Source organism: Sphingomonas sp. TREG-RG-20F-R18-01 (assembly GCF_022662475.1).
In the GTDB taxonomy this organism is placed as follows: Bacteria; Pseudomonadota; Alphaproteobacteria; order Sphingomonadales; family Sphingomonadaceae; genus Sphingomonas.
In genome coordinates this window covers 64,659-78,829 of record NZ_JAKNQQ010000001.1, presented here as the reverse complement: position 1 = coordinate 78,829, position 14,171 = coordinate 64,659, and the positions used below count along the sequence as shown (strand labels likewise).

Genomic DNA, 14,171 nt, shown 5'->3' with positions numbered 1-14,171 from the left:
TCGAACTTTGAATGGACGACTGCGCATGCGCGGGACTGGGTACGACAGCGAAGGGCTCCGAGCGGCGCCGGCTCCCCCGCCCGGTACCGGACGGCGGGCGCTGCTCGACGTTCGTGCGCTCGGTAAATCCGTGCCTGGACCGCGCCGGCTCTTCCGCGACCTCGACCTTGCGGTTTCGGCGGGGGAGCTCGTGGCGATCATCGGCGAATCCGGCGTGGGAAAATCGACCCTGCTCAACATCCTCGCCGGGCTGGATGAAGCGGACGAAGGCCGTGTGACGATCGACGGCATCGATCTCGGCGGGCTCGACGAAACGGCGCGGACGCGCCTGCGGCGGGAGCGGATCGGGTTCGTGTTCCAGGCTTTTCATATCCTGCCGTATCTGACGTTGCGCCAGAATATCGCTTTGCCCCTGGCGCTCGTATCACCCGATGCCGCAGCGGCGGATTTGCGGGCGGACGTGATGCTCGATGCGGTCGGCCTGGCCGGGCGGGGCGGGGGGTATGCGCGCGACCTGTCGGGCGGGGAATTGCAACGCGTCGCGATCGCGCGCGCGCTGGTGCACCGTCCCGCACTGATTTTAGCCGACGAACCGACGGGGAACCTCGACCCCCAGACCGCGGCGCGCGTGCTGGCCCTGTTTGCCGAGGCCGTGCGTGGCAATGGCGCGGCGGGAATCATGGTGACGCATTCCACGGCAAGTGCGGCTATCGCCGACCGAGTGCTGACGCTCGGCGCCGACGGCCTGGTCGAGCGGCGTGGCTGAGACCGCCGGGCTGATCTCGGGACGGCTCGCGCTCGCTTGGCTCGTCGCGGGTGAGTGGCGGTTCCATCCCGCTCGCTTCCTGATGACGGCTGTAGCGATCGCCGTGGGCGTGGCGCTGGGGTTCGCCGTCCACCTGGTCAACGGGTCTGCCCTGGCGTCGTTTGACGGCGCGATGCGCGGGGTCAGCGGCGCCGCGGAATTGTCGGTCCGCGCCACCAGTCCGCTCGGGATCGATGAGCGCCTCTATCCGAAGATCGCAGCTGCTCGGGGGGTAGCCGACGTCAGCCCGGTCGTCAGTCTCGATGCGCGGATCGGCCGCGTTCGACTGACCTTGCTGGGGATCGATGTCATCCGTGCCGCCGTCGTGACGCCGTCGCTGATCGGTCTGCGTCCGGCCGGCCCGGACGCGGGAAACGATACCCCCTTCGACGAAACCGCACTGTTCCTGTCCCGACAAACGCTCGCCCAGATCGGCGCACGCGTCGGTGCGACGGTGCGCATCGTCGCGAACGGCAGGACGGTGCCGCTGCGGATTGCGGGCACGCTGCCCGGCGCAGGGGACGCATCGGTCGGAGTTATGGACATCGCGGGTGCGCAGTGGCGTTTCGGCAGGCTCGGGCGCATTGATCGGCTGGACCTGGCATTGGCCGATCGTACCGCAGCGGAGCCGGCGCTGCGGGCGCTGTTACCCGCCGACGCCGTTCTGTCCACCGCTGCGGCGCAGAACGCCCAAGGCGATGCGCTGTCCCGGGCTTATCGCGTCAACCTCGACATGCTGGCACTCGTTGCGCTGTTGACCGGAGGCTTCCTCGTCTATTCGGCGCAGTCGCTTTCCGTGGTCCGTCGACAGCGTGCATTCGCCTTGCTCAGGACACTCGGCATGCCTCGCGGCGGGGTGATCGCAGCGATCGTCGTGGAAGGCCTGGCGATCGGCGTGGTCGGTTCCGCGGTGGGACTGCTGGCAGGCTATGGCCTGGCATGGGCGGCGCTACAGTGGTTGGGTGGGGATCTCGGCGCGGGGTACTTCGGGGGGAGCAGCACCGGCGTCGTGTTCCAGCCATGGGCGGCACTGGTCTTTTTTCTCCTCGGCTTGCTGGCAGCGTGCCTTGGCAGCGCCCTGCCGGCCCGGGTCGCGGCCCGCGCCGCGCCGGCGGCGGCGCTCAAGAATGCCGGCGACGTGCTCGATCCGCGTCGACCGGTCGCGTGGTGGCCCGCCGCAGCGCTGCTGATCGCTGGAATCGGCGCGGCGCTGTTGCCGGCGGTCGCCGGTCTCCCGCTGTTCGGTTTTGCGGGCATGGCGCTGATGCTGGCGGGGGGCGTGGCAGGCGTGCCCTGGCTCGCCAGGGCATTGCTCGGCCCGTTGGCGCAGCGGGATCGGGGACGGGCGTGGGTGCCGGGACCGGTTCCGCGCCGGCTGGCGGTGCTGCATTTGCACGGTGCTCCCGGTGCGGCGGCGACCGCGTTGTGCGGCATCGTGGCCTCGACCGCGCTGATGATCGCCATGGCGACGATGGTGACGAGCTTCCGTGGCGCAGTCGATGACTGGCTCGGTGACGTCCTGGGGGCGGACCTGTACGCGCGGACCACGGCGGGTGCATCGTTCGACCCGGCCACGCGGGCTCGCCTGTCGGCGACACCCGGCATCGCGACGGTCGCGTTCAGCCGAGAGTTGCCGCTGACCATCGCCGCCGATCGCCCCCCGGTCAGCCTGATCGCCCGTCCCGAACGAAACGGTCGCGATCCGTTGCTGGTCCTGATCAAGCGTGCGTCATCGCTGCCCGTCGGCGTGGTGCCGGTCTGGGTGTCCGAACCGGCAGAGCGCCTGTACGGGTGGGAGCCGGGCGCCACGCTGACGCTGCCGATCGCCGGGGGCACGCGCTTCTTCGTGGCCGGCGTATGGCGCGATTATGGTCGTCAGGCGGGGGCGGTCCTGATCGACGAGGTCGATTATCAGCGTCTGACCGGCGACGATGGCCGCAACGAGATTTCCGTGACCGTGAAACCGGGGCAGGACGTTGGCAAGATTGCCGCCGGCATGACCGCGCGACTTCCCGCATCGCTGCGGGCGCAGGTTGCAATGACCCGGCCCGCGACGCTGCGCCGGCTTGCACTGACGTTGTTCGACCGCAGCTTCGCAGTGACGTATCTGTTGGAGGCGGTGGCGATCGTGGTCGGGCTCGCGGGCGTGGCGGCGACGATGTCCGCGCAGACGATCGCGCGCGAACGCGAGTTCGGCATGCTGCGCCACCTCGGCCTGACCCGCCGCCAGCTGACCGCGATGCTCGCGACCGAGGGGGCGATCGTCGGCCTGACGGGTGCGCTTGCGGGGATCGGTCTTGGGCTGGTACTGGCGCAGGTGCTGATCCACGTCATCAACCCGCAGTCCTTCAACTGGACGATGACGACGCGCGTACCGATCGGCACGCTGGTCAGCGTCGCGGGGGCCCTTACCGGGGCGGCTGCGGGCACTGCGGTTCTGGCTGGACGTCGCGCAACCGCCCGCAGCGCGATCCAGTCGGTCCGGGAGGATTGGTGATGCGGCGACCCGCCATGGTGACCGGGGCGCTTGCCGCCATCGCGGTCGCGGTACCCGCGGCCACGCCGTATCCGCAAGTGCGCCCTGGCATCGTCCTGCGGTTTCCGGGGGATCATGGCGCGCATCCGGCGTTCCGGACGGAATGGTGGTATGTGACCGGCTGGCTCAAGACAGCGGATGGCAAGGATCTAGGCTTTCAGGTGACGTTTTTCCGTACTCGTCCGCCCGTCGATGCCGGCAACCCGAGCCGTTTCGTCGCCAGCCAGGTGCTGTTTGCGCATGCCGCGCTTTCGGACCCGGCGAACGGGCGTCTGCTGCACGGTGAGCGGGCAGCGCGGCAAGGTTTTGGGCTTGCGTCGGCCAAAACGGGCGATGCGGACGTGGCGATCCGTGATTGGCGGCTCCGCCGTCTTCCGGACGGACGCTGGCAGACCGACGTGGTGGCCGACGGGTTTAAGCTCGCGCTTGCGTTCACCCCTACGCAGCCGCCGTTGCCGCAAGGACAAGGGGGGTACAGCCGCAAGGGGCCGCAAAGCCAGGAAGCGAGCTATTATTATTCGATGCCGCATCTGCAGGTATCCGGGCGCGTCGTCCGCGGTGATCGCAGCACGGCGGTGACCGGCGAGGCATGGCTCGATCGCGAATGGTCCTCGAACTATCTCGCGCCCGCAGCGCAGGGGTGGGACTGGACCGGCCTCAATCTCGCGGACGGATCGTCGCTGATGGCGTTTAGGATACGCCGGAAGGGCGGCGGTACGCTCTGGGCGGGTGGCGCCTTGCGCCAGCCCGGCGGGAGGACGGTGGTGCTGGGGCGTTCGGACGTGGCGTTCCGGCCGGTCACCCTCTGGCGGAGCCGGGCGACCGGGGCAGCGTATCCGGTCACGCAAGACCTCAGCATTCGCGTGGACGGAAAGGTCACGACGCGTCGGCTCACGCCAATGTTCGCCGCGCAGGAACTCGACGCCCGTCGAAGTGGGCTTCCGGTCTATTGGGAGGGTGCCGTGCGAACGCCTGGCGGTCGCGGGTATCTCGAGCTGACGGGGTATGACCGGCCGTTATCGATGTAGCAACGCCGCATGAAGACCGGCACGTTTCGGCGATCGTACCGGAGCGGCACGCTTGTTCTGGCGTAGCGGCGAAGCATTGTCTTCATCGTTGACGAAATACCGACAATTCGGACGCTTCCGCCACTGTCGCTGCCAGCATGCCGATCGTTCGACGTAGTGTGGATTACTCGCCCAGATGGCCAAACACCGTTCCAGCGCACGGTGACGATGGGTCAACGGACTTGCGCACCGCTCCGCGTCGTTCGATAAAACCAGACATCGACTTCGCCAGGATGGTAAAATAGTGCTTTAGGATCGTAATACACGGCGCTATCGTACAGCGACATGGGGGTGGAACATGCTCGAGCTGAAGAACGTCACGCATATCTATGCCAACGGCACGCGCGCGCTGGACGATGTATCGCTGGCCATTCCCAAGGGGATGTACGGGCTGCTTGGCCCCAATGGCGCCGGCAAGTCGACCCTGATGCGCACGGTCGCGACGCTGCAGGCCCCGACCTCGGGCAGCATACGCTTCGACGACATCGACATTCTCGCGACGCCCGATCGCTTGCGGGAGCGGCTCGGCTATCTGCCACAGGATTTCGGCGTGTACCCGCGCGTGTCGGCCTATGCCATGCTCGATCATATGGCAGTGCTTAAGGGCGTCGCGTCGGCGCGCGAGCGCAAGGAGACGGTCGAGACGCTGCTCAACCAGACGAACCTATGGAACGTGCGCAAGAAGGCGATCGCGGGTTTCTCGGGCGGCATGCGCCAGCGCTTCGGCATCGCGCAGGCACTGATCGGCAATCCGCAACTGATCATCGTCGACGAGCCCACCGCCGGGCTGGACCCGGAGGAACGCAATCGCTTCCTGAACCTGCTCGCCGAAATCGGCGAGAATGTCGTCATCATCCTGTCGACGCATATCGTCGAGGACGTTGCCGACCTTTGCCCCCGCATGGCGGTGCTCGCCGCCGGCAAGATCCAGCTGGAGGGCGCGCCGCAGGACTTGATCCAGGCCTCGCGCGGCACCGTCTGGGCCAAGACGATCGCGCGCGACGACCTCGCGCGATATGCGTCAACGATGAAGGTCATCTCGACCCGCCTGTTCGCGGGGCGGACGATCATCCACGTCCTGTCGGACACCGACCCTGGCGATGGTTTCGCGTTGGTGCAGGGCGGTTTGGAGGACGTGTACTTCTCCACGCTCTCGCGGTCGCGCCATATCGCGACGGACCCCGCACAGCCTGCCGTCGCGGCGTAAGGGGGCGACATGTTCGGCAAAATCGCCCGCTTCGAACTCGGCTACCAATTTCGCAACCCGGTCTTCTGGGTCGTATCGGTGCTGTTCTTCCTGTTGCCCTTCGGGGCGATGACCACCGAACAGATCCAGATCGGTAGCGGTGGCAACATCCACAAGAACGCGCCCGTTGCGCTTGCCCAGGTCTCACTGATCCTAACGTTGTTCTATATGTTCGTGACGACGGCGTTCGTCGCCAACGTGATCGTACGCGACGACGAGAGCGGGTTCGGCCCGATGGTGCGCTCGACGCGGGTCAGCAAGTTCGATTATCTGCTGGCGCGCTTCGTCGGCGCGTTCGTCGCGGCGGCCATCACTTTCCTGGTCGTGCCGCTGGCGATCTGGATCGGTTCGCTGATGCCATGGGTCGACTCCGAGACGTTGGGGCCGAACCGCCTGCAGGATTATCTGTACGTCTATGTCCTGCTCGCGCTGCCCAACCTGCTGCTGACCGCGGCGATCTTCTTCGCGGTCGCGACGACGACGCGTTCGATGATGTATTCCTACCTCGGCGTCGTGCTGTTCCTCGTCCTCTATGTCGTCCTCAACGCGGTGATCCGGTCCAAGCACGAATATCGCGAGCTGGGAGCGTATATCGAGCCGTTCGGGATCGGCGCACTCAGCAAGACGACGCGCTATTTCACCGCAAGCGAATCGAACGCGCACTTGCCCGCCTTTTCGGGCGTTCTGCTGTGGAACCGGGTGATCTGGCTGGTCGTCTCGGCCGCGGCGCTGATGTTCGCATACGCCCGCTTCAGCTTCGCCGAGCGCGGCGTGTCGACGGGCACGATGCGCCGTCAGCAACGCAAGGAGGCGAAGCTCGGGGCCACGGCGCCACTGCTCGTACAGGCGCTGCCGCCGGTCCGCCCGGCGGCAGCGGGACGGGCGCGGCTGTGGCTGCGGTGTCGCTTCGAGATGGGGCTGGTCTTCCGCAGCCCGGCGTTTTTCGTCCTGCTGCTGATTGGTTTGTTCAATGCGCTCGGCGGCTTGATCTTCGCCGGCGAAATGTACGGCACGGCCGCGCGACCGCTGACCTTTGCGGTGATCGGCACGTTGATGGGGGCGTTCGGCGTCTTCCCGCTGATCATCGCGATCTATTATGGCGGCGAGGTGGTATGGCGGGACCGCGAACGGCGCATGCACGAGATCATCGATGCGACCTCGCTACCCAATTGGGCGTATATCGCGCCCAAAGTGCTCGCTGTAGCGGGCGTGCTGTTCGCGACGGTGCTGATCTCCGCGGTCGCTGCCGTCCTCGTCCAGCTCGCGCGCGGGGTTACCGCGCTCGAGCCGTTGCAATATCTCGACTGGTATCTGCTGCCGTTGACGGTCGACATGGTGCTGCTCGCGGTCCTGTCCGTGTTCGTCCAGGCGCTCAGCCCCAACAAATATATCGGCTGGGGAATCATGGTGATCTATCTGGTCGCCACGCTGACGCTGTCGACCATCGGGTTCGATCACCCGCTCTATAACTATGGCAGCACCGGCAACGTCCAGCTGTCCGACATGAACGGCGATCAGATCGGCGGCCCGCTCAGTTGGTGGCTGCGCCTGTATTGGGCGGGCATCGCCCTGGCATTGGCGGTCTTCGCGCACGTGCTGTGGCGGCGCGGGACCGAAACACGGCTCTGGCCGCGGCTGCGCCAGGTGCCGAACCGGTTGAAGGGGCCGGCCGGCGCGGTGTTGGCGGCCGCGCTGCTCGTTTCGACCATGACCGGCGTGTGGCTCTATCGGCAGATGGACGTGCTCAACATCTACCGCACGCGCGACGACAGCGAGCAGCGCCTCGCGACCTATGAGAAGAAATACCTTCCCTACGAAAAGCTGCTTCAGCCCTCGACCACCGACATCACGCTCGATGTACAGCTCCATCCGAAGATGCGGCAGATGACGGCGCGCGGCCGCTATCGTTTCGTCAACGACACCGGTGCGCCGGTGCGCGACCTTCACGTGCGCTTGCAGGACGAGAATACGGCCATCGTGTCGATTGCCGTTCCAGGCACGAAACTCGTGATGAATGATGCCGATTTCAAATACCGCATCTATCGTTTCGACACCCCGCTTGCGCCGGGGGCCACGGGAACGCTCGATTTCCAGACCCGCCGCCAGACCGTCGCGCTCCGCGCCAATGGCGACGACACGCGGCTGATCGCGAACGGCACCTTCCTCAACAACGCTCAGTTCACTCCGAAGATCGGCATGAACCGCGACGGCCTGCTGGCGGATCGCGTCAAGCGCCGCAAATACGGACTGCCGTCCGAGCTGCGCAAGGCGAAGCTGGAAGACGTATCCGCGCAGCGGCGCAACTATATCGGCGATGCCGACTGGGTGAATTCGGACATCACCGTATCGACCGATGCCGGGCAGACGCCGATTGCGCCGGGCCGCAAGATATCCGATACGATCGCCGGCGCGCGCCGCACCGCGCGTTTTGTGTCACCCGCGCCGATCCTCGCCTTCTTCTCGGTACAGTCCGCCGCCTATGCCGAGAAGTCCGAGAATGCCGACGGAGTCAGGCTGTCGGTCTTCTACGACGCCAAGCACGGCTATAACGTGGATCGCATGCTGGCCGCGATGAAGACTTCCCTCGGCTATTATCGCGCCAATTTCGGACCCTATCAGTTCGACTATGCGCGGATCATCGAGTTTCCTGGCTATGACAGTTTCGCCCAGGCCTTTGCGGGCACGATCCCCTATTCGGAGCGGATCGGCTTCCTCGCCGACAATAACAGCCCGGACAAGATCGACTATGTCACCTATGTCACCGCGCACGAACTCGGTCACCAATATTGGGCGCACCAGATCATCAGCGCGGACCAGCAGGGCGGCACGATCCTGGTCGAAACGATGGCGCAATATTCCGCGCTGATGGTGATGAAACACCTGTACGGCGAGGACAAGATCCGCCGCTTTCTCAAATATGAACTCGACAGCTACCTGCGCGCGCGTGGATCGGAGCGGATCGAGGAGCTGCCGCTCGATCGGGTCGAGGACCAGGGCTACATCCATTACCGCAAGGGCGCGGTGGTGATGTATCTGCTGCAAGACCGGCTGGGCGAAGCCCGCGTCAACACCATGCTCCGCGCGCTGCTCGCCAAATATCGGTTCAAGAGCCAGCCGTATCCGCGCTCGCTCGAGCTCGTGAACGGCTTCCTTGGGCTGGCCCGAACGCCGGAGGAACGGCAGCTGGTACTCGACCTGCTCGATCGGATTACGATCTACGATCTGAAAGCCAAGACGGCGACCGTGCGGACGTTGGCCGACGGCACCTTCAAGACCAGCCTGAGCGTGGATGCGGGCAAGTTCTATGCGACGGGTACGGGCAAGGAAACGCCCGCTGCGTTGCAAGACCACATCGCCATCGGACTGTTCGACCAGAAACCCGAGCTCGGCGCGTTTGCGGCCAAGGACGTCATCGCAATCGAACGGCGGCCGGTGCAATCGGGTGTCCAGACGATCCGCATCGTAACCCGCCGCAAGCCGGCCTTTGCGGGTATCGATCCCTACAACACATATGTGGATCGGAATTCCGACGACAATATCGTGCCGGTCGTAGCTGGCTAGGGGTACGAATCTTTACTCAAGGGCAAACGGTTTGAGCTACCTCTTTGCCCGCCGCAGCCTGCCTCCACCCAAGGACACCGGCGTTCGGCTCCAGGATGGGGAGGGGACTGCGACCGACCGTTATCGTGCCGCCTTCACCGGCGGCATCGCGGAGCGTGTCTCCAATGCCGCCCGGGTCTTCCTCGGTGCAATACCGGGACACCCGGGGCGGCGTCGGCAGACTATAAACCGCGGCCTGTCCTCATTGAAGCGGTCAGCCCTCGATCGTAACGTCGTCCCCGCCGTATTCCTCGAGGACTTCCTGGACGGATTCGGCAGCTTCCTCGCTGTCGATTGTGACGGTAAGCGCGATGCGACCGTTCAACGCAGCCTCGTCTTCCGTACCCGCCTCGAGCTCGGTCTCATTGTCAGCGCCGCTGGCCTCGGTGCCGGCGCTATTCTGGTCGCCCTCCGTACCGACCTCCACGTCGTCGCGGTCTATCCCATGCTCTTGCACGAGGTGCTCGATGGCCAATTCGGCTTCGCGTCGGGTCTCGAACGTGGCGTTGATCGTAGGCATGGCGCAATCTCCGGTGAATCCAGAAGCGCTCAACGCACGTACGGCCGTTATATCCCGCGTACTGGTCCGGATTTCGAGATAAACTTGCCGCAGCGGCGACGTCGGCCCGTCCTGCTACCCCACAGATACGATCAGCGCGCCAACGGGCCGCTTCCGGGGCGGCGTGCACATTTCGGTAAGAGACACGCTGTATCCCTTTGTGCTTGCACGAACGAGCGGCCCCAAGGGTATGAACACAACGATCGGTACCACCCAGCTCCCGCGAACGCCTTCGCCCGAATATGACCTGATCGCGGCGATCGCCGCCGACCGGTTCGACGTCCCGATTGCGCTGGTCAACATCGACGATGGCGAGGACGTTTGGGTCAAGGCAAAGATCGGCCTCGACCTTTGCAGCGCTCCGAAGGACATCGCGTTCTGCGGGCACGTGCTCGAGACGGCGCAGCCGCTGATCGTCGAGGACCTGGCCGCCGATCTCCGCTACCACGATCATCCGCTGGTCCTCGGGGACCTTCACGCGCGATTCTACGCCGGCGTTCCCTTGCGGAACCGGCACGGGGTCGTGTTCGGGACGCTCTGCATCGTCGATCGTCGCCCGCGAACCTTCGGCGATCGCGACCTGCGTGGGCTGATGCTGCTCGCGGAACAGGTGGTCGAACGCGTCGAGCTCAGCGAACTGCGGCATCGCGAACGCGCCACGACGGTGATCGACCAGACCACGACGGATGCGTTCGTCACCTGCGACCGGCATGGCCGGGTCACGCATTGGAACGCTGCGGCGGAGGCGCTGCTCGGCTGGCCGCGCGACGAGGCGCTGGGTCGGCCGATCACCTTCATCATCCCGCCGGCGATGCGCAGCGCGCATAGTGCCGGGTTCGACCGCCTGGTCGCGTCGGACAGCGCGCAGCCGATGCGCGTGGTAGAAATTCCCGCCTTGCGTCGTGACGGGACCGAGGTGCACGTCGAACTCACCCTAGGCGTCCACCGCGAAGGCGACGACGTCACGATCGTATCGATCCTCCGCGACGCGACCGCGCGCCGACTGCTCGAGGCCGAGCGCGAAGCGAGCCGCATGCTGACCGACGCGATCGTCGAGAACATGCCTGCGGCGATCTATGCCAAGGATCTCACCACCGACCGCTACGTGTTCGTCAACCGCGCCTTCGAACAGCTGAGCGGTCGCGGTCGCCAGGACATCATCGGGCGTAGCTGGGGGGACGTGTTTCCGCAGGCCGACATGGAGGCCTATCGCCGCTCGACGAACGCCGCGATGGCGACGTCCGGCCCGATCCTGCTCGAGCGGACGATGACCCGACCCGATGGAACCGTCCGGCAGATCGAGGCGACGAAGATCAGGTCAGTCGGGCCCGATGGCCGGATGATCCTGCTCGGCTTCGCGCAAGATGTCACCGAAGAGCGCGAGGCCAACCAGCGGCTCTCGTATCTGGCGCATCATGACCCGCTGACCGGTCTGCTCAACCGGACCCGATTCGGCGAGATCGTCGACGAATGCATCGCGGCGGGCGGCACCCCGGCGATCATCTGCCTCGATCTCGACCGCTTCAAGATCGTCAACGATCTCTACGGCCATGCCGCGGGGGACGAGGTGCTGGTCGAGGCGGCGCAGCGCATCGTGACCGCATCGCAGTCTCCGGTTGCCCGCCTCGGGGGGGATGAATTCGCCGTTCTGGTGGCGGACAGCGGCAGTGCCGGGCGGATCGCCCGCCGCACCGTGGACACGCTGGCCCGCCCGTTCGGGATCCGCGGTCACGGGGTGGGTATCGGTGCCTCGGCCGGGGTCGCGATCCACCAGGCGAGCCACGGCGGCGACAGTGATCTGGTGCTGCGCAACGCCGATCTGGCGCTCTACCGGGCGAAAGCCGAGGGGCGCAATCAATGGTGCTTCTTCGAGCCCGCGATGGACCACGCCGCGCGGGAGCGCCGGCAAGTCGAGTCCGATCTACGCACCGCGCTCGATCGCGGCGAAATCCATGTCGAATATCAGCCGCTCGCCGATGCCGTGACCGGCACGGTCATCAGCTTCGAGGCGTTGGCGCGCTGGGATCACCCCCGGCTGGGGCGCATTCCACCATCGCTGTTCATCCCGATCGCGGAGGAGAGCGGGATCATGCCTGATCTTGGCCGCTTCGTGCTGGAGGCGGCCGCCGCCGAAGCCGCGAGCTGGAGCCCCGAACTGAAGGTCGCGGTGAACCTTTCCCCCGCGCAGATGGACGAGGACGACCTCGTCGCCCAGGTCGGGCGCATCCTCGCGAAGGCGGCGCTTGCCCCGCGGCGGCTGGAGATCGAGATCACCGAGGGGATGCTCATCAAGGACACCGCCCGGGGGATCCGCCTGCTGACGGAATTTCGCGCGCTTGGCGTGTCGGTGTCGATGGACGATTTCGGCACGGGCTATTCATCCCTTACCTATTTTCGCACCTTTCCGTTCGACAAGGTGAAGATCGACCAATCCTTCATCCGCGACATGGACGAAAATCCGCAGTCGCTTGCGATCGTCCAGGCCGTGATCGGCCTGGGCCGGGGGCTGGGCATGCCGGTTGTCGCGGAAGGGGTCGAAACGCGCGATCAGCTCGAGCGGCTGCGCGCGGAAGGCTGCGACGTCGTCCAGGGCTATCACATCGGTCGCCCCGCCGTGATCGGCAGCTTCAAGAACGGGGTCATTCTCGATGCGGTGGTCGGCGCGGCAGAGGCGTAAGGCCGCCCGCTGAGCAGGGGCATGGCGTGCCGCTACGCGTCTATGGTCGGTCCGGCTTCTCGTCGAGCGCCGGCGCATAGCAGGTCGCCGTGCACCGCTGGGTCCGCTTTCCATGATACAGCGCGACATCGGCGCGTCGCAGCAGGTCCCGTTCGCACAGGCCCGGCGCGAACCAGCTGATGCCCAGCGTGCCGGACACCGCAAGCGTTTCACCGTCGCCCACGGCAACCTCATGGCGCAGATCCGCCAGCAGCGTCTGCGCGAGGGTCGTTACGGCGTCCGGGGCTCGACCGCGCACGAGGATCGCGAACTCGTCGCCGCCCAGTCGCGCGCAGGTGCAATCCGCCAGATACGGCGCATGGAGTGCCGACGCGATCGTTTGCAGCACCTGATCGCCGGTAAGGTGTCCACACTGGTCGTTTACCGCCTTGAAGCCGTCGAGATCGATCAGCATCAGGGCGAGCGGACCCGCATCATCGGCGGCTGCCGCCATTGCCTCCGCGAACAGGCGATTGAAGCCGGCACGGTTGATGAGTCCGGTCAACTCGTCGGTGCTGGCCGATCGCCGCAACGCCTGTTCCATCTCGTAGCGACAAGTGACATCCTGGAACACGCCGATGAGTGCTACGGGCGTGCCGTTCTGAACCTCGACCTCGCCCATGCTGCGCACCCGCTTGGCGGTGCCGGTTGCCGAGACGAAGTCGACCTCTTCGTCGAACGGCCGCCCCTGCCGGATCGCAAGGTCGAGCGCGTCGGTCAGGGTGGTGCGGGAACGCCCCGGATAGAAGGACATCGCGGACTCGAGGGGCGGGACCTGCGTCATCGGCAGGTCGTGGATTGCGTAGACCTGATCGGACCAGTGGATGCTGTTGTCGGCAAGGTCGAGGCGCCATGATCCCATCCCCGCGATCCGCTCGGCCTGGCCGAGCTGGCGATGGATCCGTGCGAGGCGCTGGAGATCGTCCTGCCGCTGCGCTGCGAGGTCGGCGAGCTCCAGTGCGGTCAGGCGGCTGCTGACCAGCGCCGCCGCGATTGCCGCGAGCTTGCGCAATTGCTCCACCGCGTCGGGCTCAAACGCGCGGGCCCGGCGATAGACGACGCAGAGGGAGCCGACGACGACGTCGTGACCATCCTCATTGTGCATCACCACCGGCATACCGGCATAAGCGCCGACGTGCGGCTCGCCCGCGACCATCGGATGATCGCGATAATCCGGGTCTGCCGCCGCGTCGGGCAGGAGCAGCACCGCGTTCGTATCGACGACCCGACCACAGAAGCCGTGTTCTCGCGGCATCCTGTCGCCATCGATGCCGCATTTCGCGGTCAGCCACTGCCAATCGCGATCAAGGACCGAAAAGGCGCTCATGTCGCTGCCGAGCAGGCGCTGCGCGAGTTCTGCGACCGCGGTCAGTTCCGGTCCCGGCAGGCATTGCCAGAACCCGCCACCCTCAAGCAGGTCTGCGTGCATTTGCGTACGCCTTGTGGAGTTCGGATGCGGCAAAATCGGGCTGTGGTGCATCGGCCGGTCGTAGTCGCAGGGGGTAAATGTGACGTAACCACAGGACGATAGAGGACGTTTGATGCAAAGGCTTGGCGACGCGCGTCGATTTGCTCGATCTTACCAGGTCCGTGCTGCTTCCGCGGCGGACTGCTGGCGAGACGCCGAACGGAACCGCCGGTG

At 66.0% G+C, this 14,171-nt stretch carries 8 protein-coding genes; 6 read left to right on the top strand and 2 right to left on the bottom strand.

Annotated elements, in window-relative coordinates; genetic code table 11:
• Positions 1-25: 25 nt before the first annotated feature.
• The 5 genes from L8K25_RS00300 (at position 26) to L8K25_RS00280 (ending at position 9,215) form a co-directional block, all read left to right on the top strand.
• The gene (locus tag L8K25_RS00300; protein ID WP_242136932.1) at positions 26-766 is read left to right on the top strand and encodes an ABC transporter ATP-binding protein; all 741 of its coding nucleotides are present in this window, start codon (positions 26-28) and stop codon (positions 764-766) included.
• The gene (locus L8K25_RS00295; protein WP_242136931.1) at positions 759-3,302 is read left to right on the top strand and encodes an FtsX-like permease family protein; all 2,544 of its coding nucleotides are present in this window, start codon (positions 759-761) and stop codon (positions 3,300-3,302) included. Before L8K25_RS00300 ends, L8K25_RS00295 begins: the two co-directional genes overlap by 8 nt.
• The gene (locus tag L8K25_RS00290) at positions 3,302-4,369 is read left to right on the top strand and encodes a carotenoid 1,2-hydratase (protein ID WP_242136930.1); all 1,068 of its coding nucleotides are present in this window, start codon (positions 3,302-3,304) and stop codon (positions 4,367-4,369) included. Before L8K25_RS00295 ends, L8K25_RS00290 begins: the two co-directional genes overlap by 1 nt.
• A gap of 337 nt (positions 4,370-4,706) precedes the next feature.
• Positions 4,707-5,615 (top strand): ABC transporter ATP-binding protein, encoded by a 909-nt coding sequence (locus tag L8K25_RS00285; RefSeq protein WP_242136929.1) that lies wholly within the window; start codon positions 4,707-4,709, stop codon positions 5,613-5,615.
• A 9-nt stretch (positions 5,616-5,624) separates the two neighbouring features.
• Positions 5,625-9,215 carry a M1 family aminopeptidase gene (locus L8K25_RS00280; RefSeq protein ID WP_242136928.1) on the top strand — a complete coding sequence of 1,197 codons (3,591 nt, stop codon included), beginning with the start codon at positions 5,625-5,627 and terminating at the stop codon, positions 9,213-9,215.
• A gap of 253 nt (positions 9,216-9,468) precedes the next feature.
• Here the strand turns inward: L8K25_RS00280 and L8K25_RS00275 are convergent, their stop codons facing one another.
• Entirely contained in the window at positions 9,469-9,774 is a 306-nt protein-coding gene (locus tag L8K25_RS00275) for a hypothetical protein (RefSeq protein ID WP_242136927.1), read from the bottom strand.
• A gap of 229 nt (positions 9,775-10,003) precedes the next feature.
• Between L8K25_RS00275 and L8K25_RS00270 the strand changes: the two genes are divergently transcribed.
• A complete protein-coding gene (locus tag L8K25_RS00270) occupies positions 10,004-12,490 on the top strand; it encodes an EAL domain-containing protein (RefSeq protein ID WP_242136926.1) in 2,487 nt (828 codons plus the stop codon).
• Between the two features lie 40 nt (positions 12,491-12,530).
• Here L8K25_RS00270 and L8K25_RS00265 read toward each other — a convergent pair whose 3' ends face one another.
• Positions 12,531-13,958, bottom strand: a complete 1,428-nt coding sequence (locus tag L8K25_RS00265) for a sensor domain-containing diguanylate cyclase (protein ID WP_242136925.1) — start codon at positions 13,956-13,958, stop codon at positions 12,531-12,533.
• Positions 13,959-14,171 lie beyond the last annotated feature (213 nt).

Excerpts from the sequence above, each read along its gene's own strand:
- L8K25_RS00265 (WP_242136925.1), bottom strand. The coding sequence starts at position 13,958 with ATGCACGCAGACCTGCTTGAGGGTGGCGGGTTCTGGCAATGCCTGCCG.
- L8K25_RS00275 (WP_242136927.1), bottom strand. The coding sequence starts at position 9,774 with ATGCCTACGATCAACGCCACGTTCGAGACCCGACGCGAAGCCGAATTG.
- L8K25_RS00280 (WP_242136928.1), top strand. The coding sequence starts at position 5,625 with ATGTTCGGCAAAATCGCCCGCTTCGAACTCGGCTACCAATTTCGCAAC.
- L8K25_RS00290 (WP_242136930.1), top strand. The coding sequence starts at position 3,302 with ATGCGGCGACCCGCCATGGTGACCGGGGCGCTTGCCGCCATCGCGGTC.
- L8K25_RS00300 (WP_242136932.1), top strand. The coding sequence starts at position 26 with ATGCGCGGGACTGGGTACGACAGCGAAGGGCTCCGAGCGGCGCCGGCT.
- L8K25_RS00270 (WP_242136926.1), top strand. The coding sequence starts at position 10,004 with ATGAACACAACGATCGGTACCACCCAGCTCCCGCGAACGCCTTCGCCC.
- L8K25_RS00285 (WP_242136929.1), top strand. The coding sequence starts at position 4,707 with ATGCTCGAGCTGAAGAACGTCACGCATATCTATGCCAACGGCACGCGC.